This is a genomic window from Pseudomonas sp. B16120 (genome assembly GCF_044218845.1).
In the GTDB taxonomy this organism is placed as follows: Bacteria; Pseudomonadota; Gammaproteobacteria; order Pseudomonadales; family Pseudomonadaceae; genus Aquipseudomonas; species Aquipseudomonas paracarnis.
On record NZ_CP162588.1, the window covers coordinates 3,356,900 to 3,379,654 of the forward strand.

The window sequence follows — 22,755 nt, forward strand, 5'->3', positions numbered from 1 at the left end:
GTGTTGATGGGTTACCTGGGGCTGTTCGTCGCGGCATTTGGCGCCGCGACGTTATTGCCCCTGCAATCGGAAGCCGTGTTGGTGGGCCTGCTGCTCAGCGGGCATTACAACCTATGGCTGCTGCTGGGCATCGCGACTTTGGGTAACGTGCTGGGCTCGCTGGTCAATTGGCTGCTGGGGCGCTCGGTGGAACGCTTCAAGGAACGGCGCTGGTTCCCGGTCAGCACCAGGCAGCTGGACAAGGCTCGCAGCCATTACGCGCGCTGGGGGCATTGGACGTTGTTGCTCAGTTGGGTGCCGATTATCGGTGACCCGCTGACGTTGGTGGCTGGGGTGATGCGTGAGCCGTTGTGGCGTTTTCTACTGCTGGTAACCCTGGCGAAAAGCCTGCGGTATGGCGTACTCGCAGCACTGACGTTGCAGTGGGCGTTAATCCCCCGTTAATCGCGAGCAAAGAGCATCCGGGCATCTGTCTCTCGGAGCCAAAACCCATGCCTTTTATCCGTACATTGTGCGTAGCCGGTTTGTTTTCGGTCAGCGCGGCGCCCGTGTTAGCTGACACCTACGGTCCTGAGTTGCAGGGCTTTGCATACCCCTACCCTTTGAATCATTTTGCCTTCCAATCCCAGGGCAAATCCCTGCAAATGGGCTACATGGACGTCCCCGCCACCGGTACTCCAAACGGTCGCAGCGTGGTGCTGATGCACGGCAAGAACTTCTGCGGCGCCACCTGGGAAGGTTCGATCAAGGCGCTGAGTGACGCCGGTTACCGCGTCATCGCCCCAGACCAGATCGGCTTTTGCACCTCCAGCAAGCCCGACCACTACCAGTACAGCTTCCAGCAACTGGCGACCAACACCCATCAACTGCTGGAAAAGCTCGGCATTCAAAAGGCCACCGTGATCGGCCATTCCACCGGCGGCATGCTCGCCACACGCTATGCGCTGATGTACCCCCAGCAAACCGAACAGTTGGGGCTGGTGAACCCCATTGGGCTGGAAGACTGGAAAGCCCTCGGCGTGCCTTACCAGAGCGTCGACCAGTGGTACCAGCGCGAGCTGAAACTGAGCGCCGACGGTGTACGCAACTATGAGCGAAACACCTATTACGTGGGGCGCTGGAAACCTGAATACGAGCGCTGGGTAGACATGCTCGCCGGCTTGAACAAAGGCCCGGGGCATCTTCAGGTTGCCTGGAACTCGGCGTTGATTTACGACATGATCTTCACCCAACCGGTGTACTACGAGTTCAAGGACTTGCAGGTGCCCACCCTGCTGCTGATCGGCACCAGCGACACCACCGCTATCGGCAAAGATGTGGCGCCGGCGGCGGTCAAGGCCAAAATTGGTCATTACGAGGTACTGGGCAAGCAGGTGGCCAAGCTGATTCCCCGCGCCACGTTGGTGGAGTTCCCCGGCCTGGGCCATGCGCCCCAGATGGAAGAGCCGGAACAGTTTCATAAAGCCCTGTTGCAGGGGTTGAACGCCCTCTAATTCAACCTTTTCGAGGCCCGCGTGTATGTCGATACAGATCGCAGTGTTGGATGACTGGCAAAACGTGGCCAGTGACGTGGTGGATTGGTCGACGCTGGGCAGCGTAGGCAAGGTGCATTTTCTCCACGACTACCCCGCCGATACCGCCACTATGATCGAGCGCTTGAAAGGGTTCGAGGTGATTTGCCTCATGCGCGAACGCTCAACCTTTGACAAAGCCCTGCTGCAAGGGCTGCCCAAGCTCAAATTGCTGGTGACCGGCGGCATGCGCAATGCCGCCATCGACCTTCCCGCAGCCAAGGCCCTGGGCATCCAGGTGTGCGGCACCGACAGCTATAAACACGCCGCACCGGAACTGACCTGGGCCTTGATCATGGCCTCTACACGTAACCTGCTCGCCGAAGCCAACTCACTGCGTGCGGGCGGATGGCAGGTCGGTCTGGGCGGCGATCTGCATGGCAAGACCTTGGGCATTCTGGGGCTGGGCAGCATTGGCCAGAAAGTCGCAAAGTTCGCCCAGGTCTTTGGTATGCGGGTGATTGCCTGGAGTGAGAACCTCACACCGGAGCGTGCGGCTGAATCGGGGGTGACCTGGGTCAGCAAGCGCGAGCTGTTTGAGCAGGCGGATATTCTGACCATCCACCTGGTGCTCAGCGAGCGCAGCCGTGGCCTGGTGGATGCGCAAGCGTTGGGCTGGATGAAACCCACCGCGCGGCTGGTGAACACCGCACGCGGGCCGATTGTGGATGAGCAGGCGCTGGTGCAAGCGTTACGCAGCGGTCGTCTGGCCGGGGCGGCGCTGGATGTATATGCCCAGGAACCGCTGCCGGCTGACCATCCGTTTCGCCACTTGCCCAATGTACTGGCGACGCCACACGTGGGGTATGTGAGCGAGCAGAATTACCGGCAGTTCTATCAGCAGATGATCGAAGATATCCAAGCCTGGGCCAAGGGTGTGCCCATTCGCGGGCTCACCTGACGCACTTTAGTGCGTTATTTCACCCTGTCTTTTGGTAGGAGCGAGCTTGCTCGCGAAAAACGCCAACGATAACGCGGTCATTCTGGTTTTACTCGGCGGCCTTTGGTTTTTCGCGAGCAAGCTCGCTCCTACAGAGGCAGGGCGGTATATCGATAAAAGTTTTTTGTCCTACAAAATCGGCTTGAAAACCCAGCAGGCGCTGGGATCTGTCCTAGACTCATGACCGATGGGTCCGTTCCAAAACAAAAACCCCGCAAAAAATCTAAACTTTCGAAACCTGCCGCTGGTCAAGTTTTAGGTAAGGGCGAGCACGCGCGCTTCAGGCCGAATGCCCGCTCATCCAATCTTTTTAAGCCGACGTTGCAACTGGCATACGCCTTGCCAGCTTGTATAGCGCTTGTGTGCCTGGCCGCAGGATGCGGTCACTCGGAGCCGATGGCAGCGGGCCATTAGCCAACCAACAGATGGGAGTGCATTATGATCAGTGCCGCAGTAGATACTCAGGGAGAGCGTTTTAGTCAGCCGGCAGGAGGGCCAAAGTCTTTGGCCGACCTGCCCAACACTGTGCGGCCGGTCGTGAGTCAGAATCCGAATCGAAAGAAAGTCTTGTTTGTCACCTCCGAGTTCGCGGACTTGGTGAAAACCGGTGGCCTGGGCGACGTCTCCGCTGCCCTGCCCCGCGCCATGGCTCACCTGCATGATGTGCGAGTACTGATTCCGGGTTACCCGCAAGTGATGGAAAGCGACAACCCGATTCATATTGTCGGTGAACTGGGCGGCCACGCTGCGTTGCCACCGTGCAAGATCGGACGCATGGACCTCAAGGACGGCCTGGTCATCTACGTGCTGATCTGCCCCGAACTGTATGAGCGTGAAGGCACGCCCTACGGCGCCAACAACGGTCGCGACTGGCCGGACAACCATATCCGCTTCGCCCGTCTGGGCCTGGCCGCCGCCGACATGGCCGCCAACCTCGCGCAAATCCACTGGTGCCCGGACCTGGTGCATGCCCATGACTGGCCTGCGGGCCTGGCTCCGGCGTACATGCACTGGCGTGGGTCGCGCACGCCAACCCTGTTCACCATTCATAACCTGGCCTACCAGGGCGTGGTCAGCCTGGCCTCGACGCCAGAGCTGGGCATTCCGCCCCATGCCCTGCAACAAGAAGGCATGGAGTTCTACGGCAAGATGTCGTTTCTCAAGGCGGGCATGGCGTATTCCAGCCATATCACCACCGTGAGCGCCACCTACGCCCAGGAGATCACCACCCCGGAATTCGGTTGCGGCCTGGATGGATTCCTCGCCAGCAAGACCCAGCAAGGTCTGCTCAGCGGCATTCCCAACGGTATCGACGAAAGCTGGGAGACGTCCACCGACACGCATCTGATCCACAACTTCAATATCGGCGACTGGGAGGGCAAGGCTATCAACGCCGCCCATGTGCGCGAGTTGTTTGAGCTGCAGCCATCCAGTGGCCCGCTGTTCGCTGTGGTCTCGCGCCTGGTCTACCAGAAAGGCCTGGACCTGACCGAAGCCGTCGCCAGTTTCATCGTCGAAAACGGCGGCCAGATTGCGATCATCGGCCGTGGCGAGCCGGAAGAAGAACAGGCCATGCGCGAATTGGCACTGCGCTTCCCGGGCCAGGTGGGGGTACGTATCGGCTTCAACGAGACCGATGCGCGCCGCATGTTCGCCGGCAGCGATTTCCTGCTGATGCCGTCACGCTATGAACCCTGCGGCCTGAGCCAGATGTATGCGCAGCGCTTCGGCTCGTTGCCGGTGGCGCGTAACACCGGCGGGCTGGCGGACACCATTGAGGATGGCGTCACCGGCTTCCTGTTCAATGAATCCACCGTGCAAAGCTACGAAGAGGCGCTGCGCCGCGCCTTCAAGGTGTTCGCCTTCCCCGGTCTGCTCAACGCCATGCGCAGCCGTGCCATGACCCAGCCGTTCAACTGGTGCCAGGCCGTGGAACCCTACGCCGAACTCTATGAACGACTGGTGGCCAAGGCATTGGGAAAATCGAACAAGTAACGACTGGAACAACTAAGGGAGGTCTTCATAGATGCCGTTACGGACTCTGGAAACCTGGCCCCACGGCGCAATCATGCTGGACGCGCACCGCACGCGCTTTGCGTTATGGGCGCCAGACGCATTTTATGTCAGCGTTGAATTGGAACAGGGTAAAACCATCGTCATGCTTCCCCAGGCCGGTGGTTGGTTCGAAGTCGAAGTCGCGTGCCCTGCCGGCACGCTTTACCGCTTTAATATCGATGGCGAAAACACGGTGCCCGACCCCGCTTCCAGGGCCCAGGCGCTGGATGTGCATGGGTGGAGCCGAGTAGTCGACCCCCTCGCCTATGAATGGCACCACAGCCAGTGGCAGGGTCGCCAGTGGCACACGGCGGTGATCTACGAACTCCACGTCGGCGCCATGGGCGGCTACGCTGCCGTCGAGAAACACCTGCCCCGCCTGGCTGAACTAGGCGTCACCGCAATTGAATTGATGCCTTTGGCGCAATTTCCCGGCGAACGCAATTGGGGCTATGACGGCGTGCTGCCCTATGCGCCCCACGCCACCTACGGCACTCCCGAGCAACTCAAGCAACTGATCGACAGTGCCCACGGCCACGGTTTGGCCGTGATCCTCGATGTGGTCTACAACCACTTCGGCCCCGACGGCAATTACCTGGGCCAGTACGCCCAGGGGTTCTTCCAGGAGGACGTGCACACCCCCTGGGGCGCTGGTATTGATTTCGAGCGCCGTGAAGTGCGGGATTTCTTCCTCGATAACGCCCTGATGTGGCTGCTCGAATACCGCTTCGACGGCCTGCGCCTGGATGCCGTGCACGCCATTGACAACCCCGGGTTTCTACAGGAACTGGCACAACGGGTACGCCAGCAGGTGGACGGCGGACGCCACGTGTGGCTGATGCTGGAAAACGAACTGAACCAGGCCAGCCTGTTGCAGCACGATTTCGACGCCCAATGGAATGACGACTTTCATAATGTGCTGCACGTACTGCTCACCGGTGAAACCGACGCTTACTACAGCGATTTTGCCGAGCAGCCCACCGCCAAGCTGGCGCGCTGCCTGGCCGAGGGGTTCATCTACCAGGGTGAAACGACACGCCATGGTCATGCACGGGGCGAACCCAGTGCGGAACTGCCCCCCAGCGCCTTCGTCGCATTCCTGCAGAACCACGACCAGGTTGGCAACCGCGCTCTGGGCGAACGCCTGCACCAGTTGTGTTCGCCCCAGGCCCTGAAAGCCGCGACCGCCCTGCTGCTGCTGTGCCCCATGATCCCGATGCTGTTCATGGGCGACGAAGTAAATGCCGCCGAGCCCTTCCTGTTTTTTACCGACCATCATGGCGAACTGGCCGAGGCGGTGCGTGAGGGGCGGCGCAATGAATTCGCCGACTTCGCGGCGTTTCACGACCCCGAGCAACGCCAGCGCATCCCCGACCCCAACGCGCTGCAAACCTTTTTACAGTCGGTGCCCTCCTTCGTCGAGAACGACCACACCCAGCTCTACCGTCACCTGCTGAGCCTGCGTCACACACACGTGGTGCCGCACTTGCCCGGCACGGTGGCCCTGGGCGCGCAGGTGCTGGCTGACCATGCCGTCACCGCGCGCTGGCGTCTGGGCAACGGCCGTGTGCTGCAGATCGACCTGAACCTGAGTGAACAGCCCCTGGATCATCCGGCACCCCACCCGATTATTTTCCAAACGCCTGCCCAGCAAGGTGCGCACTTACCGCCCTTGAGCGCACGCGTTTGCTTATCCCCTGTTGGAGACATTCTTTGAGCGAAGCGAACCTGGAAATTCTCGCCAGCCGCGCAGGCCTGGCCGTCGATTGGATCGATGCCAACGGTCGCCCGCAGCATGTAAAGCCTGACGCCCTGCGCGCCGTGCTCAAAGGCCTTGGGCATCCGGCCGACAGCGATGCCGAGATCGACGCCAGCCTGCAGCAACTTGAGCAGGCGCAGCAAGACACCCACCTGCCGCCGTTGATGACCACCGACAGTGGCGCGGGCCTGGACCTGGCGCGTTATTTCGCCCCCGATACCCCGTGTCGCGTCAGCCTGGAAGGCGGCGAAACCCTGGAACTGCGCCTGGACGGCGAGGCTGTGCTGCCCGGCGTGATCGCCCTGGGCTACCACCAGGTGCATATCGACGGGCAAACCTTCACCCTGGCCGTCGCTCCCAGCCACTGCTACAGCGTGGCCGACGCGGTCGACAGCCAACCCGCTCGTGCCTGGGGCCTCAGCGCCCAACTCTATGCCTTGCGCCGCCTCGGCGATGGCGGTTTTGGCGACACCCTGGCTCTGGAGCACCTGGTGCGTTCCGCCGCCGAGCGCGGCGCCGACGCTGTGGCGATCAGCCCGATGCACGCGATGTTCAGCGCCGACACCGAGCGTTTCAGCCCTTATTCACCCTCCAGCCGCCTGTTTCTCAACAGCCTGTATGCTTCGCCGGCGTGCATCCTCGGTGAACGTGAGGTGCGCAACGCCATCGAAGCTGCCGGGTTGGCTGACGAGTTGCATGCCCTGGAACAGCTCCCGCTGATCGACTGGCCGGCCGCCGCCAAGGCCAAGCAACGCCTGCTGCGCACACTGTATGAAGACTTCCGCCACGGCGCGCATCCCCAGCATGCCGACTTCCAAAGCTTCCGCCAGACCGGCGGCGAAGCCCTGGAAAACCACTGCCGCTTCGAAGCCATACAGGCCCAGCGTGCTGCCGCCGGTGAGGACCTGGACTGGCGCCAATGGCCCGAAGCCTGGCGCACGCCGCAAAGCCCGGCCCTGGCGCAGTTCGCCGAGGAAAACCGCGACGAAATCGGCTATTTCGCCTTCACCCAATGGCTGATCGCCCGTAGCCTTGAGCGCGCGCAACAAGCCGCCCGTGGCAGCGGCATGGGCATCGGCCTGATCGCCGACCTAGCGGTGGGTGCCGATGGCGGCGGTAGCCAGGCCTGGAGCCGTCAAGACGAACTGCTGGCCGACCTGACCGTGGGCGCGCCACCGGACATTCTCAACCGCGCAGGCCAAGGTTGGGGGATCTCTGCCTTTTCCCCAGAGGGCCTCAAGCGCAATGGCTTTCGCGCCTTTATCGAAATGCTGCGGGCCAACTTCGCCCATGCCGGCGGCTTGCGCATCGACCATGTGATGGGCCTGCAACGCCTGTGGGTGATCCCCCTGGGTGCATCACCCCGCGAAGGCGCCTATTTGTATTACCCGGTGGACGACCTGCTGCGTTTGCTCGCCTTGGAATCGCACCGCCACCAGGCCATCGTCCTCGGTGAAGACCTGGGCACCGTGCCTGAGGGCCTGCGCGAAAAGCTCAGCGCCCGCTCGATCCTGGGTATGCGTGTGCTGCTGTTCGAACAGAACCATGACGGCCAGTTCAAGCCCATCCTCGATTGGCCCGACAACGCCTTGGCCACCACCAGTACCCACGACTTGCCGACCCTCAACGGCTGGTGGCACAGCCGCGATATCGAATGGAATATCCAGCTGGGCCTGATCGATGCGCCCACCGTGGACCAATGGAGCGAACACCGCCTGCGCGAACGCCAGGCACTGCGCCAAGCCTTGAGCCAGGACCCGCAGAACTTCATCGATGAGATCCGCAACGACACCGACCATATGATCGACGCCAGCGTGCGCTACCTGGGCCATACCCGTGCGCCACTGGTGTTGTTGCCCTTGGAAGATGCATTGGGCATCGAGGAGCAAGCCAACCTGCCGGGCACCCTCGACACCCACCCCAATTGGCGCCGCCGCTTGCCCGGCGAAGCCGCCAGCCTGCTCGACAATGACAGCGCCGCGCGTCGCCTCGAACTGCTGGCCGTGGCGCGCAACCAAGCCTATGAGCGTGACCGATGAACGCACTGCCCCTGCGCGCCACCCAGCGCCTGCAATTTCATAAAGATTTTACCCTCGATGACGCGGTGCCACTGGTGCCGTACTTTGCCCAACTGGGCATCAGCCACCTGTATGCTTCACCACTGTTAAGCGCCCGCGCCGGCTCCATGCACGGCTACGATGTGGTCGACCCGACCCGCGTCAACCCGGAACTGGGGGGCGAAGCGGCGTTGCGTCGCCTGGTCGCCGCGCTGCGTGAGCACGACATGGGTTTGATCCTCGATATCGTCTCCAACCATATGGCCGTGGGCGGCGCGGATAACCCTTGGTGGCTGGACCTGCTGGAATGGGGCCGCCTGAGCCCCTACAGCGAGTTCTTCGACATCCAGTGGCACTCCCCCGACCCGCTGCTCAAGGGCCAGTTGCTGATGCCCTTCCTCGGCAGCGATTACGGCGAAGCCTTGCAGAACGGCACCCTGGCGCTCAAGTTCGATGCCGCCCAGGGGAGTTTCTACGTCGAGCATTACGAACACCGTTTTCCGATTTGCCCCAGGGACTACGGCCTGATCCTGGGCAACGATGAGTTACTCAAACCCCTGGCCGAACGTTTCGCCGCCCTCGCCTATCAGCACGACGCCTACGCCGAAGCCACCACGCTCAAACAAGCCTTGGCCGAACGCGCCAGCGAGCTGCTACCCGCTATTGAACAACGCCTGGCCGCATTCGACAGTCGCCAGCCCGAGGGCTTCGAGCGCCTGCATCACCTGCTGGAACAACAGACCTATCGCCTGGCCAGTTGGCGCACCGCCGCGGACGACATCAACTGGCGGCGCTTCTTCGACGTCAATGAATTGGGCGGCCTGCGGGTCGAACGCACGGCGGTGTTCGAAGCCACCCATGGCAAGATTTTCGAGCTGATCAGCGCTGGGCTGGTCGACGGGCTGCGCATCGACCATATCGACGGCCTGGCTGACCCGCGTGGCTATTGCCGCAAATTGCGTCGGCGTGTGGACGCGCTGTCACCCGAGCGCCACTTGCCGATCTTCGTCGAAAAGATCCTTGGCGAAGGCGAAACTTTGCGTGAAGACTGGCAGGTGGACGGCACTACCGGCTACGAGTTCATGAACCAGTTGTCCTTGCTGCAACACCATCCCGAAGGTTTTGCACCGCTGGCCGAGATGTGGACGCGTCACAGCGAACGGCCTTCAGCCTTCAGCGAAGAAGCGCGGCTGGCGCGCCAGCAGATCCTCAATGGTTCGTTGGGCGGCGACTTCGAAAGCGTGGCCCAGGCCCTGCTGCAAGTGGCCCGCGATGACGTGATGACCCGCGACCTGACCCTGGGCGCCATCCGCCGGGCCCTGCAGGAACTGATTGTGCATTTCCCGGTGTACCGCACCTATATCAGCGCCAAGGGCCGCAGTGCGGCCGACGACAAGGTGTTCCAGCAGGCCATGGAGGGTGCACGCAGTACCCTCAACGAAGGCGACTGGCCGGTGCTCGACCATCTGGAACAATGGTTGGGTGGTCAGCCCTGGCGCAATCGCCCGGTAGGCCGGGCGCGCAAGATGCTCAAGCATGCCTGCGTGCGCTTCCAGCAACTGACCTCGCCCGCCGCCGCCAAGGCTGTGGAAGACACCGCCTTCTATCGTTCGGCGGTGTTGTTGTCGCGCAACGATGTGGGTTTCAGTACCGAGCAATTCAGTGCGCCGTTGGCAGATTTCCATGCGGCCAATCAACAACGCCTGAAGACCTTCCCCGGCAACCTGCTGGCCACCGCCACCCACGACCACAAACGCGGCGAAGACACCCGTGCGCGCCTGGCGGTACTCAGCGAGTGCGCCCCCTGGTATGCCGAACAGGTCGAGCACTGGCGCGGCCTGGCCGAGCCTTTGCGCGAGAGCGAAGAGAGCCCCTCGGCGGGTGATGAACTGATTCTTTATCAGGTGCTGCTGGGCAGTTGGCCGCTGGAGCCCAACCCCGATCTGGAGGCGTACCAGCAACGCCTGTGGCAGTGGCAGCAAAAAGCCCTGCGCGAGGCCAAGTTGCAGAGCAGTTGGAGCGCGCCCAACGAGGCTTACGAAAAGGCGGTGGAAGCGTTCCTCAAGCGCCTGCTGCTCAGTGAGGCCGGTGCGCCGCTGCGCAGTGCGTTGGACATCGCTGCGCAGGCCATCGCCCCCGCCGGCGCCCTGAATGGGCTGGCGCAAACCTTGCTTCATCTGACCGTGCCGGGTGTGCCGGATATTTACCAGGGCGATGAGCTCTGGGACTTCAGCCTGGTCGACCCGGACAACCGGCGCCCGGTGGACTTCGCTGCGCGGCAACGTGCATTGCAGGCACCACCGGACATCGGCGAACTGTTGTTCAACTGGCGCGACGGGCGTATCAAACAGGCAGTGATCGCCCAGGTACTGGGCCTGCGTAAAGCCTGCCCCGAGCTGCTGCGCCATGGCAGCTATACACCGCTGGAAGTGCTGGGCCAGCACGCGGAACGGGTGGTTGCGTTCTACCGTGAACATCAGGGCAGGCAGTTGCTGGTGGTGGTGCCGCGCTGGTCTTATCCGCTGCTTGAAAACGGGATGTTTCCCCAGATCAATGCCCAGGTTTGGGGCGATACACGGGTGAAATTACCGTTCGCCGCCCCTGCACAAAACTGGAAGGGACTTTTTCAAACGGGCGTAGTCACACCCAACAAGGAGCTGTTGATCAGCGCTGCCCTGGGGGATCTCCCGGTCAATGTCTTTATCAATCCTGATAATCAAGAAAGCTGAAAATTTTCTGTGAGGAGTTTGTGATGAGTAAAGAAGACAAACGCATTCGCGAACTGGCGCATCAGATCTGGGAGTCTGAAGGCAAGCCTGATGGCGCCCATGATCGCCACTGGGAGATGGCGCGCAAGCTGGCGGAAGCCGAGGCGCTGACGCCGAGCAAGCCTAAACCGGCCGCCAAGCCGAAAACCGCGCCCAAGGCTGCGGCAAAGCCCAAACCTGCTGCGCCTGCCGCCGCCAAACCTGCGGCGAAGAAACCCGCCGCCCCGAAGAAGCCCAAACCGCCCGCCCCATGATTTCCCGGGCCTGCAGCACGCATTGCGCGCTGCAGGCCCTTTTCCGTCCAAGCCATGCGCTGAAGCACCGTCAGTACGGCGGCGTTCGGCCCGAAAAAAGACCCCTTGCAGGAGCAACTCGATGAGCAAGCCCGACAACACCACAGCGACGCCGGTTCATGAGCCGTCGCGGATCCGTGAAGGTTTGCCCTTCCCCCTCGGCGCCACCTGGGATGGCCTGGGTGTGAATTTTGCGCTGTTTTCCGCCAACGCCACCAAGGTGGAGCTGTGCCTGTTTGACGATACCGGCGAGGTTGAGCTGGAACGCATCGAACTGCCCGAATACACCGACGAAATCTTTCATGGCTACCTGCCCGATGCTCACCCCGGGCTGATTTACGGTTATCGCGTATACGGCCCCTATGACCCGGCCAATGGTCATCGCTTCAACCACAACAAGCTGTTGATCGACCCCTACGCCAAGCAACTGGTGGGCGAACTCAAATGGTCCGAAGCGCTGTTTGGCTACACCATCGGCCACCCGGACGACGACCTCAGTTTCGATGAACGCGACAGTGCGCCCTTCGTGCCCAAGTGCAAGGTCATCGACCCGGCGCACACCTGGGGCAACGACCAACCGGTACGAGTGCCGTGGGACCGCACGATCATCTACGAAACCCACCTGCGCGGCATCAGCATGCGTCATCCTTCGGTCGGCGAGTCGGTGCGGGGGACCTGCGCCGGTTTGATGGAAGATGACGTGCTCAAGCATATCCGTCAGTTGGGCATTTCCTCGGTCGAGCTGTTGCCCGTGCACGCCTTCGTCAACGACCAGCATCTGCTGGAAAAAGGCATGACCAACTATTGGGGCTATAACAACATTGCGTTCTTCGCCCCTGACCCGCGCTACCTGGCCAGCGGCAAGATCGCCGAGTTCAAGGAGATGGTCGCGCACCTGCATGAGCAGAAGCTGGAAGTGATTCTGGACGTGGTTTACAACCACACCGCCGAAGGCAACGAGCGCGGCCCGACCCTGTCGATGCGCGGCATCGACAACGCCTCCTACTACCGGCTGATGCCCGACGACAAGCGTTTCTACATCAACGATTCCGGCACCGGCAATACCCTGGATCTGAGCCACCCGTGCGTGCTGCAAATGGTCACCGACTCCCTGCGCTACTGGGCCACCGAGATGCACGTGGACGGCTTCCGCTTCGACCTGGCGACCATCCTCGGTCGCTACCGCGACGGGTTCGATGAGCGCCACAGTTTCCTCGTGGCTTGCCGCCAGGACCCGGTGCTGCGCCAGTTGAAACTCATCGCCGAACCCTGGGACTGCGGCCCCGGTGGCTACCAGGTGGGCAACTTCCCACCAGGCTGGGTGGAATGGAACGACCGCTTCCGCGACACCGTGCGTGCGTTCTGGAAAGGCGACGATGGCCAACTCGCCGATTTCGCCGGGCGCATGACCGCCTCGGGCGAGATGTTCAACCACCGCGGGCGCAGGCCGTACAGCTCGGTGAACTTCATCACCGCCCACGACGGCTTCACCCTGCACGACCTGGTGTCGTACAACGACAAACACAACGAAGCCAACGACGAGAACAACCAGGACGGCAGCAATAACAACCTGTCCTGGAACCACGGTGTCGAAGGCCCTACCGACGACCCGGAGATCAACGCGCTGCGCCTGCGCCAGATGCGCAACTTCTTCGCCACTTTGCTGCTCGCCCAAGGCACGCCAATGATCGTCGCCGGGGACGAGTTCGCTCGCACTCAACACGGCAACAACAATGCCTATTGCCAGGACAGCGAGATCGGCTGGGTCAACTGGGACCTGGACGATGACGGCAAGGCCCTGCTCAAGTTCGTCAAGCGCCTGATCAAGCTGCGCCTGGCGTACCCGATCCTGCGGCGCGGGCGTTTCCTGGTGGGCGACTACAACGAAGACATCGGCGTGAAGGACGTCACCTGGCTCGCGCCGGATGGCAACGAAATGACCACCGAGCAATGGGAAGACAGCCAGGGCCGCTGCCTGGGCATGCTGATGGATGGCCGCGCCCAGGAAACCGGGATTCGTCGTGCCGGGGCCGACGCCACGCTGCTGCTGGTGGTCAACGCCCATCACGATCAGGTCAATTTCCGCCTGCCGCCGGTGCCGGAGGGCGAGTTCTGGACATGCCTGCTCGACACCAACGACCCGGCTGTGCGTGGCCAGGAACGCTTTGATTTCGAGCATGAGTACGCGGTCACCGCTCGCTCGCTGCTGCTGTTTGAACTGCAGCACGAAGGCGAGGTGTGAAATGGCGTTGCACGGTTTCCTTCAGGGCTACCGAGGCTATGCCGACACGCAAGCCCTGGGTAATGCCCTGAGGGCCCTTCAAGAAGAAGGCCTTGATCAACTGCCGTTGCCGGGCAGCGGCCAGACCCTGTCCCGCTTGAGCCAACTGGCCCAGGTGGCCGGGCATGACTTGCGCCTGTGCAAGTTGTTCGAAGGCCATACCGATGCCCTGGCGATCATTGCCGAACTCGACAGCCCCTTGCCGCCGCTGGGCAGCACCTGGGGCATGTGGGCGGCCGAGCCGCCGACTGCCAAGGTGCGCGTGCGTCGCGACGGCCAGCGGCTGCTCGTCGAGGGGCGCAAGGCCTGGTGTTCCGGTGCGGCGGTGGTCAGCCATGGTTTGCTGACGGCCTGGGACGAAGAGGACCGCCAGCAGTTGGTGGCCGTGGCGATGGATCAACCGGGCATCACGGTGACGAATGAGGGTTGGAAGGCGGTGGGCATGGCGGCGACCGGTAGCGTCGACATCCTGTTCAGCGCCGCCAGGGGATTTGCCGTGGGCGGCCCGGGGGACTATCTGTCCCGTCCGGGCTTCTGGCACGGTGGGATCGGCATTGCCGCATGCTGGTACGGCGCGGCGCAACGCCTGGGTGAAGTGCTGCGCGCCCAGTGCGCCACACGTGCAGAGCCCCATGCACTGGCCCACCTCGGCGCGGTCGACAGCGCCTTGAACAGCGCCGCCTGCGTGTTACGCGCCAGCGCCGCGCAGATCGACCGCGAGCCACGCGCCGATGCGCGGCAACTGGCGCAACAGACGCGTGCGTGTATCGAGGACACCGTCGAGCAAGTGATCCAGCATGTGGGCCGCGCGGTCGGCGCCGGGCCGTATTGCAAGGATCCGCACTTTGCCCAGTTGATGGCCGATTTACCGGTGTATGTGCGGCAAAGTCATGCCGAACGCGACTTGGCCGCCCTCGGTGAACAGGTCGCCGGCGAGCCCACAGGGAGATGGGCGCTATGAGGCCCAATCCGATTGTTGGCCAGGGCACGCCGTTGAGTCACTGGCAAAACAGCGCACGATTGGCCGAGTTGCCGCACATCAGTGTGGCGCAGTTGGTGCCGCCAGGGCATCGAGCGGTGATCGTCGCCCCGCATCCGGATGACGAGGTGCTGGGCAGTGGTGGCCTGCTGCAAGGGCTGGCTGCGCTGGATCGCCCTATCCAGTTGATCTCCGTCACCGATGGCAGCGCTAGCCACCCGGGCTCCCGGCGCTGGCCGGTGGAGCGTCTGAGTGTGGTGCGTCCGCAGGAATCGGCCCAGGCCTTGCACCGCCTTGGCTTGCCGCTGCACAGTTTGAAATGGCTGCGCGGCGGGTTTGCCGACAGCCATGTGGCCGAGCGCGAAACCCAGCTCTGCGAATTTATCCAGCGCCACCTCAAGCCTAACGATGTGGTGTTCGCCACGTGGTGCGAGGATGGGCATTGCGACCATGAGGCCGTGGGCCGCGCCAGCGCCAAGGCAACCAAGGCCGTCGGCGCAGTGTTGTGTGAGCTACCGGTGTGGACCTGGCACTGGGCCACCGCCGAAGACCACAAGGTGCCCTGGCATCGGGCGCGCAAGATCCCGCTGACCGCCGAGCAAGTGGCACGCAAACGCCATGCGATCCACGCCTTTGCCAGCCAGTTGGAGGGCGACCCGCAAATCGGCCTGCCACCGGTGCTGGCGCCCTATGTGGTGGAGCGCTTGCTGCAACCTTTTGAGATGGTATTCGTATGAGTGTGGCAACCCCCTACTTCGACCAGTTGTTTGCCGGCAATGACGACCCTTGGGCTTTTCGTCAGCGCTGGTACGAACAACGCAAGCGCGCCCTGACCTTGGCCGTGCTGACGCGGCTGCGCTATGTGTCGATATTCGAGCCGGGTTGTGCCAACGGCGAACTGAGTGCCGAGCTGGCGCCGCGTTGCGACCGCCTGCTGTGTTGCGACACCGCCACCGCTGCGGTGCGTCTGGCACAGGCGCGGCTGGAGCATTTTCCTCATGCCCGCGTGGAGCAGCGTCGCCTGCCAGAACAATGGCCCGGCGGGCAATTCGAACTGATCGTATTGAGTGAGCTTTGTTATTACCTTGATGTCGATGATTTTAATCGTCTGATCGATTGCGCCCTCGCCGCCTTGACCGCTGACGGGCAAATTCTGGCCTGTCATTGGCGAGTGCCCATTGACGGTTGCCCGCAAACCGCCGAACAGGTGCACGCCGTGCTCCAACAGCGTCTGGGTGTAGCACCGTTGGTGCAGTACCAGGACCCGGATTTCCTGCTCAACCTGTGGAGCCTCGATGGCACCTCGGTCGCTCGCCACGAGGGTTTACGATGATCGGTATTCTGATCCCGGCACATAACGAAGAAGCCCTATTGGATGATTGCCTGAGAGCTGCGCGGATCGCCGCCAACCACCCGGGCTTGCTGGGTGAAGCGGTACAGATTCTGGTAGTACTCGACAGTTGCAGCGATGCCAGCGCGGCGATTGCCCAGGCCCACGAGGTGCATTGCCTGCACGTGCAGGCCCGCAACGTCGGGCACGCCCGCGGCGTGGGTGCAGGGTACTTGCTGGAGCAAGGCGCGCGGTGGATTTCCTGCACCGACGCCGACAGCCGTGTCGCCCCTGACTGGTTGGTGGCCCAACTGGCCCAAGGTTGCGACGCGGTGTGCGGCACAGTCACCGTGGACGCCTGGAGCGAAGGCTTCGACCCGGCCGCGCAGATTCGCTATCAGCAGGCCTACCAGGCCCGCGACGGGCATCGGCATATCCACGGTGCCAACCTGGGCGTGAGTGCCCGCGCCTACGTAGAGGCCGGTGGGTTTGAACCGCTGGAATGCCACGAGGATGTACAACTGGTACGTGAATTGGAGCGTTGCGGTGCCTCCATTGCCTGGAGCCATGCACCGCAAGTGGTGACCAGTGCGCGACTGGATTGCCGGGCTGAGGGTGGGTTCGGTGATTACTTGAAGAGCTTGATGCGGGCTGGGTAAAAACAAAATCGCAGGCAAGCCAGCTCCCACAGGGACCCATGCCAGGCGCAGATTTTGTGGGCAACATAGACCCTCTGTGGGAGCTGGCTTGCCTGCGATGACGTCAGCCCAGCAAACATCGCATCAAAGTTGTGCAGATACCCATGCCTGTCTATGCTCCTAACGCCTCGCACAGCATTTCAGTATTGGCATGCCACGCACTCACCTCAGCGGAGCCTGCGGTGAAGACAAGAGCGTCGTTCCGTCAACGGAGCACGACCCGGTATCAACCGACAAGGATGTGACACCCCATGAAGCCTGCCTCCTTAAGCGAAGGCCGTCGCGGCCCCGCGCAAATCTGGAACACTGCGCCGCAGTTGGCGCAAACCCCCATCATCTCCCTGAACACCCTGGTACCGCCCGGCGCTCGCGTCGTGGTAATCGCACCCCATCCTGGCGATGAAGTGCTGGCGTGCGGCGGTTTGCTGCAACTGCTCAGCACCCACGAGCATCCGCTGCAATTGATCTCCATCACCGACGGCAGCGCCAGCCATCCCGGCTCTCAAGTATGGCCGGCCAGCCGTTTGAGCGTGGTGCGCCCCCAGGAAAGCGCCGAGGCCCTGCGTCGACTGGGCATGCCCTTGCACAGCCTGAAATGGATTCGTGGCGGGTTTTGTGACGACGCCCTGGCCGCCCGTGAATCGCCGATGAGCCAATTCATCGCGCGCTACCTGCAACCCGGCGACGTGGTGTTTACCACCTGGCGCAACGACGGCAATGACGACCACGATGCCGTCGGCCGCGCGAGTGCCAGGGCGTGCAGCCTAGTAGGTGCCCAACTGTATGAACTGCCGATCTGGGCTTGGCATTGGCCGGCCCGGGAAAGCGCGGTAATGCCCTGGCAGCGTGCACGCAAGGTCCGCCTGGATACCTGGACCGTCGCGCGCAAGCTGCACGCCGCCCACGCCTACGCCAGCCAATTGGTGGGTGACCCGCAGATCGGCTTACCACCGATGCTCGCGCAGATATTGCTAGAGCGCATGCGCGAGCCCTACGAAATCCTGTTCACCTGACCACCACCCTGTAGGAGCGAGCTTGCTCGCGAAAAACCTCAACGATAACGCGGGCTTACTGAATTAACGCGGCGCTTGCGCGTCTTTCGCGAGCAATCGCGCTCCTACAAACGTTGGGCTTTTCCCTACAGACTCAATCTGCCAAACTGATGCGAATAATTATCAACAGATTTACTATTCGCCACGGAAGGCACTTGGGGAGCCCTACTTTCATGTTTGTGCAACAACGCGGCGGCAACGTTTTTACACCCAGTCTGATGGCAATCACTATCGCTTTAGCAACCTCCAATGCGGCCATTGCCGCCGACGCACCGGCCACCATTGAGCTGGGCGCTACCGAGGTTTCGGGCCAACAGCTTGGCGCAACCACCGAAGGCAGCGAGTCGTACACCACCGGCTCGATGAAGACCGCAACCAAACTGCCGCTGACCCTGCGCGAAACCCCGCAGGCCGTCACCGTGATCACGCGCCAGCGCATGGATGACCAGGCCATGACCAGCATCAACGACGTGGTCAACGCCACGCCGGGGCTGTTCCTCAATTACTCCAACGGCCCTGGGCGACAAGGCTTTACCGCACGCGGTTTCGATATCGACAACCTCATGTATGACGGTATTCCCAGCGGCTACAACGGTGCGTCGGTAGGCGCCCAGCCGAACCTGGCGATGTTCGACCGCGTCGAAGTGGTGCGCGGCGCTACCGGCCTGGTGACCGGCGCAGGCAACCCTTCGGCCGCCATCAACCTGATCCGCAAGCGGCCACTGGATGAGCAGAAAGTCACGCTCACCGGCGCCGTCGGCAGCTGGGACGACTACCGTGGCGAGTTCGACGCCTCCAGCCCACTCAATGACAGTGGCACCTGGCGTGGCCGTGTCGTCACCTCTTACCGCGATGCCAACAGTTTTATCGACAAGGCCGAGCAGGATCATGGCCTTTTCTATGCCGTCACCGAAGCCGACCTGAGCGAAGACACCACCCTGACCCTCGGTTACTCGAACCAGAAGGACAAGACCAACTACTTCTGGGGCGCTTCGATGGTCGGCCTGGATGGACGCCACCTGGGCCTGTCGCGCTCTTACAACCCAGGCACCGACTGGGAAAACAAGGACCAGGAAATCAACACCGTTTTCGCCGAGCTGCGCCAGCGCCTGGCCAACGACTGGAGCCTGCAGGTCAACGCCAACTACGCCGAACAGAACGCCTTGTTCTCCGGCTCCTACCAATCGCGCTGGACCAACGACACCCTGGCCCGCACGGTGTACCAGGCCACCTACGATGAAAACCAGGCCGGGCTCGACGCCTCTGCCAGCGGCCCCTTCGAGGCGTTCGGCCGCACCCATGAACTGGTGGTGGGCGCCAGCAAGCGCATCTACGACATGACCACCCACAACTACAGCCCGTACGACCTCAACTGGCCGATCAATGCGGGCAAACCGAACTTCACCCGCACCAACAACGTTCGCGAAGTCACCACCCAGGACGGTTTCTACCTGACCAGCCGCCTGAGCCTGGCCGACCCGCTGAAGCTGATCCTCGGCGCTCGCCTGGACTGGTATGACTACGACAACCGTGATGCCGCTGGCGACTACAAGGTCACCCGCAACCTCACCCGCTACGCCGGCCTGATCTACGATCTGGACGACCAGCATTCGGTTTATGTGAGCTACAGCGACATCTTCACGCCGCAAAAAGACAAGAGCACAGCCGGCACTCCGCTCAAACCCATCGTCGGTAAAAATTATGAGGTGGGCGTCAAAGGCGAATACTTCGGTGGCACGTTGAATGCCAGCGTAGCGCTGTTCCGTGTCGACCAGGAAAACCGCGCCGTGGCCGTGGTGGTGCCCAACTGCCCGCAGGCGTCCTGTGCCGAGGCCTCGGGCGAAATCCGCAGCCAGGGTATCGACTTCGAACTGCAAGGCGCCTTGACCGAAAACTGGCAGGTCGGCGGCGGCTATACCTATGCGCGCACCCACACCATCAAGGACGACGCCAACCCGCAGAAGGTCAACAAGCAGTTCGATACCGACATCCCGGAACATCTGTTCAAAGTGACCACCCGCTATAACTTCCAGGGCCCGCTGGAAAAACTCCGCGTCGGCGGCAATATCTCCTGGCAGAGCCGCATGTACAACGACATCAAGCTAGCGGATGGCAGCAACTACCGGCTCCAGCAAGGCGGCTACGCCGTCACTGACTTGATGGCAGGCTACCGGGTCAATCAGCACCTGGATTTGCAACTCAACGCCAACAACATCTTTGATCGCCACTACTACCAGTCCATCTCCGACTCAGTGACTTATGGCGGCGACTCCTATGGCAGCCCCCGCAACATGATGTTGACTGCCAAGTACAGTTTCTGAGCCTCATGCCCACCTCGGCTGCCCGCTCGGGCAGCCGTTCTTAAAGTCCCGCGCCCGCGTGCCGATAACGCGTGGGTAACCGGCAACAATCCTGAACATCTGCTTCACTCCACAGCGGCGCGCCTGTATGGCACACCGCGTGCTTGCTTGACCTCGACGCCCCCTCTCATGGAGTAAGAGTGAATGCCCGTCCGTTTTCTCGAGCACTATCGCAAGGCCGACCGCATCATGCTGGCATTGATCTGGCTGATGTGCCTGTTCTCCCTCGGCCTGGCGTTCTGGCACGACACCCTCATGCAGGCCGTGATCGTCGGTGGCGGCACCGGCGTGGTGCTCACGGCGCTGTATCGCGTCATTGGCGGCACCCGGGTGATGCGCTGTGCACTGGGCGCCGGCTTGATGGTGATGGCGGCGTTGCACATCAACCAGGCGCACGGGGTGATCGAATCCCACTTCGGTATTTTCGCGCTGTTGGCGGTGCTGACCTTCTACCGTGACTGGCTGCCGATCCTCGTGGCGGCACTGACCATCGCGGTGCATCACGTGGTGTTCCATGCCTTGCAACACCAGGGGTTCCCCGTGTTTGTGATGGAGCATCACGGCGGCTGGACCATGGTGTTCGTTCACGCCTTCTATGTGGCGATGGAGACCGTTGCCCTGCTCTACCTGGCCGTTCATAGCCAGGCCGAAGCGGTGGAGAGCCAGGAAATGCTTGAGAAAATGCTCGCCGTCACCTCGCAGTTCACCGTGGAAACCGCCCAAGGTGAAGGCAAGGCCCACGTATCCCTCGCCAAGCGGTTCGACCACTTCCTGCAGCAACTCACCCACCTGATCGACGGCGTCGCTCGCGACTCCCATGGCCTGGGCCAGCTCGGCCAGGAACTGGCCAGCGCCAGCGGCACCTTGGAAAAAGGCGCACGGCATCAACTGGCGCAGATCGGCGAAATGACCGGCTCGATGCAGCGCATGGAAGACGCCATGGGCCACATTACGGCGCAGGTCGAACAGGCAGTGGAACATGCAGGCCAGGCCAGCCAGCAGATTGTGCGCGGCCAGGAAAGCGTCGGCCGCGCCCAGCATGAAATCAGCCAACTGGCTTCGCGTATCAACGGCACGGAGTCGACCGTGGAATCCCTGGCGGTGCAGGCAGAGCAAATCGGCTCGGTGCTGGAAGTGATCAGCAGCATCGCCAACCAGACCAACCTGCTGGCCCTCAACGCCGCCATCGAGGCCGCCCGCGCCGGCGAGCAAGGTCGTGGCTTTGCCGTGGTTGCCGATGAAGTGCGCAGCCTGGCCCAGCGCACCGCCCTCTCCACCCAGGAAATCAAGAGCATCATCGAGGGCCTGCAACACGGCAGCCGCCAAGCCGTCGAAGCCATGCACGCCAGCCGCGAAGGCGTAGAGCGCTGCGTGGCAGACAGCCAAGAGGCGGTGGACATGCTACGGGCGGTGGGCGAGGACATCGCGCACATCGACCAACTCAACGGCCACATCGTCACCACCACCCGCGAGCAGACCTCGGCCAACCTGGAGATCGTCGAGCGCTTGCAGTCGGTGCAAAGCATCGCCCAGAACACCGCCGACGACGTCGAGACACTCGCCCGCAGCAGCGAACGCCTGCCACCGATCGCGGTGCGGCTGGATGCGTTGGGGCGCAGGTTTCATCCTTGAACCCAATCCGAAACACGGCGAGTCAAAGAGAATAGGTGGATATACCGCTGGAGTGCATCAAGGTTCCAGATGCGGAGCCATCAAAGCGGCAAACCAATCGATGAACGCGCCAAGGCGACGAGAGCGTTGGCGGCGAGTCGGGTACAGGGCTGAAACGCACATGGGGGCCGGCCGATAGGCCGTCATCACCTCAACCAATTCGCCGCTGTCCAATAAATGCTGAACATCGAACAACGGCACCTGAATCAAGCCAAGCCCTGCACAGCATCCTGCGATATAGCTTTCGGCATTGTTGACCACCACGCGGCTCGGCATCATGAAAGCCTGCGCGGTGCCATCGACGCAATATTCCCACGCCGTTTCCTGACCGCCTGCGCTCGTGCTGTAGCCGATACAGACATGCCGATTTTGCAAATCGCCAGGCTGTGTGGGCACCCCGAATTCCGCCAAGTAGGCGGGGCTCGCGCAATTGACCAGCAACACCTTACCCAAAGGTTTCACCACCAGGCTGCTGTTCTGCGGGGTGCCAAAACGAATGACACAGTCAACGCCTTCCTGTACCAAATCAATGGCGCGATCGGTGGAGCCCAGGCCGAGTTGGAGTCCAGGGTAGCGGTGGAGAAACTCGGCCAACGCAGGCATCACCAGGCGCCGCGCTATGCGGCTGGGCACGTCCACTTCCAGACGGCCCATGACCTGTTCCTGATGGCGGTTAAACAGTTGGTCGATATCATCGATGTCCAGCAAGACCTGGCGCGCCTTCAGCAGTAACTGGGTGCCATCGGCGGTCAGGGAGACCTTGCGGGTTGTCCGGTGCAGCAGTCGAGTGCCGGCATTGGCCTCCAGCTGTTGAATGGCGGCCGACACGCTCGCGCGTGGCAGCCTCATCAGCCGTGCCGCTTGTATAAAACTGCCAAGCTCTGCGACCTGAACGAAGACGCGGTACTGTTCGATTCTATCCATGGACTCTCAATGCTCGG

General features: G+C 62.2%; 18 protein-coding genes. 17 read left to right on the forward strand and 1 reads right to left on the reverse strand.

Annotation, left to right across the window (positions count from 1 at the left end):
- From AB4P90_RS15640 to AB4P90_RS15720, 17 genes are all read left to right on the forward strand, one after another.
- A complete protein-coding gene (locus AB4P90_RS15640) occupies positions 1-444 on the forward strand; it encodes a YqaA family protein (RefSeq protein ID WP_032872364.1) in 444 nt (147 codons plus the stop codon).
- A gap of 47 nt (positions 445-491) precedes the next feature.
- On the forward strand, positions 492-1,493 hold the full coding sequence (locus AB4P90_RS15645; RefSeq protein WP_058409929.1) for an alpha/beta fold hydrolase: 1,002 nt from the start codon (positions 492-494) through the stop codon (positions 1,491-1,493).
- 25 nt (positions 1,494-1,518) lie between these two features.
- Positions 1,519-2,472, forward strand: coding sequence for a D-2-hydroxyacid dehydrogenase family protein (locus AB4P90_RS15650; RefSeq protein WP_130175476.1), 954 nt, complete (start codon positions 1,519-1,521; stop codon positions 2,470-2,472).
- A gap of 46 nt (positions 2,473-2,518) precedes the next feature.
- Positions 2,519-2,695, forward strand: coding sequence for a hypothetical protein (locus AB4P90_RS15655; RefSeq protein ID WP_236466368.1), 177 nt, complete (start codon positions 2,519-2,521; stop codon positions 2,693-2,695).
- Positions 2,696-2,949: 254 nt separating this feature from the next.
- A complete protein-coding gene (gene glgA / locus AB4P90_RS15660) occupies positions 2,950-4,506 on the forward strand; it encodes a glycogen synthase GlgA (protein ID WP_014718606.1) in 1,557 nt (518 codons plus the stop codon).
- 31 nt (positions 4,507-4,537) lie between these two features.
- On the forward strand, positions 4,538-6,283 hold the full coding sequence (gene treZ / locus AB4P90_RS15665; RefSeq protein WP_395605105.1) for a malto-oligosyltrehalose trehalohydrolase: 1,746 nt from the start codon (positions 4,538-4,540) through the stop codon (positions 6,281-6,283).
- Complete coding sequence (gene malQ / locus AB4P90_RS15670; RefSeq protein ID WP_014718608.1) at positions 6,280-8,364, forward strand: 4-alpha-glucanotransferase; 2,085 nt, start codon at positions 6,280-6,282, stop codon at positions 8,362-8,364. Before treZ ends, malQ begins: the two co-directional genes overlap by 4 nt.
- Complete coding sequence (locus tag AB4P90_RS15675; RefSeq protein WP_395605106.1) at positions 8,361-11,111, forward strand: malto-oligosyltrehalose synthase; 2,751 nt, start codon at positions 8,361-8,363, stop codon at positions 11,109-11,111. Before malQ ends, AB4P90_RS15675 begins: the two co-directional genes overlap by 4 nt.
- A 23-nt stretch (positions 11,112-11,134) precedes the next feature.
- Positions 11,135-11,404 carry a DUF2934 domain-containing protein gene (locus AB4P90_RS15680; RefSeq protein WP_003191595.1) on the forward strand — a complete coding sequence of 90 codons (270 nt, stop codon included), beginning with the start codon at positions 11,135-11,137 and terminating at the stop codon, positions 11,402-11,404.
- A gap of 121 nt (positions 11,405-11,525) precedes the next feature.
- Positions 11,526-13,685, forward strand: a complete 2,160-nt coding sequence (gene glgX / locus AB4P90_RS15685; protein ID WP_395605107.1) for a glycogen debranching protein GlgX — start codon at positions 11,526-11,528, stop codon at positions 13,683-13,685.
- A gap of 1 nt (position 13,686) precedes the next feature.
- The gene (locus AB4P90_RS15690; RefSeq protein ID WP_395605108.1) at positions 13,687-14,685 is read left to right on the forward strand and encodes an acyl-CoA dehydrogenase; all 999 of its coding nucleotides are present in this window, start codon (positions 13,687-13,689) and stop codon (positions 14,683-14,685) included.
- Positions 14,682-15,440, forward strand: coding sequence for a PIG-L deacetylase family protein (locus tag AB4P90_RS15695; RefSeq protein WP_395605109.1), 759 nt, complete (start codon positions 14,682-14,684; stop codon positions 15,438-15,440). The genes AB4P90_RS15690 and AB4P90_RS15695 overlap by 4 nt, the downstream gene beginning before the upstream one ends.
- Positions 15,437-16,036, forward strand: coding sequence for an SAM-dependent methyltransferase (locus tag AB4P90_RS15700; protein ID WP_073845454.1), 600 nt, complete (start codon positions 15,437-15,439; stop codon positions 16,034-16,036). Before AB4P90_RS15695 ends, AB4P90_RS15700 begins: the two co-directional genes overlap by 4 nt.
- On the forward strand, positions 16,033-16,692 hold the full coding sequence (locus tag AB4P90_RS15705) for a glycosyltransferase family 2 protein (protein WP_020302308.1): 660 nt from the start codon (positions 16,033-16,035) through the stop codon (positions 16,690-16,692). The genes AB4P90_RS15700 and AB4P90_RS15705 overlap by 4 nt, the downstream gene beginning before the upstream one ends.
- A gap of 290 nt (positions 16,693-16,982) precedes the next feature.
- Positions 16,983-17,744, forward strand: coding sequence for a PIG-L deacetylase family protein (locus AB4P90_RS15710; RefSeq protein WP_014718615.1), 762 nt, complete (start codon positions 16,983-16,985; stop codon positions 17,742-17,744).
- A gap of 212 nt (positions 17,745-17,956) precedes the next feature.
- Entirely contained in the window at positions 17,957-20,104 is a 2,148-nt protein-coding gene (locus AB4P90_RS15715; protein WP_395605110.1) for a TonB-dependent siderophore receptor, read from the forward strand.
- 978 nt (positions 20,105-21,082) lie between these two features.
- Positions 21,083-21,775 (forward strand): methyl-accepting chemotaxis protein, encoded by a 693-nt coding sequence (locus tag AB4P90_RS15720; protein WP_395606101.1) that lies wholly within the window; start codon positions 21,083-21,085, stop codon positions 21,773-21,775.
- Positions 21,776-21,832: 57 nt separating this feature from the next.
- On the opposite strand, the gene AB4P90_RS15725 is transcribed toward AB4P90_RS15720, so the two are convergent.
- A complete protein-coding gene (locus tag AB4P90_RS15725; protein ID WP_395605111.1) occupies positions 21,833-22,738 on the reverse strand; it encodes a LysR family transcriptional regulator in 906 nt (301 codons plus the stop codon).
- Positions 22,739-22,755: the final 17 nt, after the last annotated feature.

Excerpts from the sequence above, each read along its gene's own strand:
- AB4P90_RS15645 (WP_058409929.1), top strand. The coding sequence starts at position 492 with ATGCCTTTTATCCGTACATTGTGCGTAGCCGGTTTGTTTTCGGTCAGC.
- AB4P90_RS15650 (WP_130175476.1), top strand. The coding sequence starts at position 1,519 with ATGTCGATACAGATCGCAGTGTTGGATGACTGGCAAAACGTGGCCAGT.
- glgA (WP_014718606.1), top strand. The coding sequence starts at position 2,950 with ATGATCAGTGCCGCAGTAGATACTCAGGGAGAGCGTTTTAGTCAGCCG.
- treZ (WP_395605105.1), top strand. The coding sequence starts at position 4,538 with ATGCCGTTACGGACTCTGGAAACCTGGCCCCACGGCGCAATCATGCTG.
- AB4P90_RS15675 (WP_395605106.1), top strand. The coding sequence starts at position 8,361 with ATGAACGCACTGCCCCTGCGCGCCACCCAGCGCCTGCAATTTCATAAA.
- AB4P90_RS15680 (WP_003191595.1), top strand. The coding sequence starts at position 11,135 with ATGAGTAAAGAAGACAAACGCATTCGCGAACTGGCGCATCAGATCTGG.
- glgX (WP_395605107.1), top strand. The coding sequence starts at position 11,526 with ATGAGCAAGCCCGACAACACCACAGCGACGCCGGTTCATGAGCCGTCG.
- AB4P90_RS15690 (WP_395605108.1), top strand. The coding sequence starts at position 13,687 with ATGGCGTTGCACGGTTTCCTTCAGGGCTACCGAGGCTATGCCGACACG.
- AB4P90_RS15695 (WP_395605109.1), top strand. The coding sequence starts at position 14,682 with ATGAGGCCCAATCCGATTGTTGGCCAGGGCACGCCGTTGAGTCACTGG.
- AB4P90_RS15700 (WP_073845454.1), top strand. The coding sequence starts at position 15,437 with ATGAGTGTGGCAACCCCCTACTTCGACCAGTTGTTTGCCGGCAATGAC.
- AB4P90_RS15705 (WP_020302308.1), top strand. The coding sequence starts at position 16,033 with ATGATCGGTATTCTGATCCCGGCACATAACGAAGAAGCCCTATTGGAT.
- AB4P90_RS15710 (WP_014718615.1), top strand. The coding sequence starts at position 16,983 with ATGAAGCCTGCCTCCTTAAGCGAAGGCCGTCGCGGCCCCGCGCAAATC.
- AB4P90_RS15715 (WP_395605110.1), top strand. The coding sequence starts at position 17,957 with ATGTTTGTGCAACAACGCGGCGGCAACGTTTTTACACCCAGTCTGATG.
- AB4P90_RS15720 (WP_395606101.1), top strand. The coding sequence starts at position 21,083 with ATGGGCCACATTACGGCGCAGGTCGAACAGGCAGTGGAACATGCAGGC.
- AB4P90_RS15725 (WP_395605111.1), bottom strand. The coding sequence starts at position 22,738 with ATGGATAGAATCGAACAGTACCGCGTCTTCGTTCAGGTCGCAGAGCTT.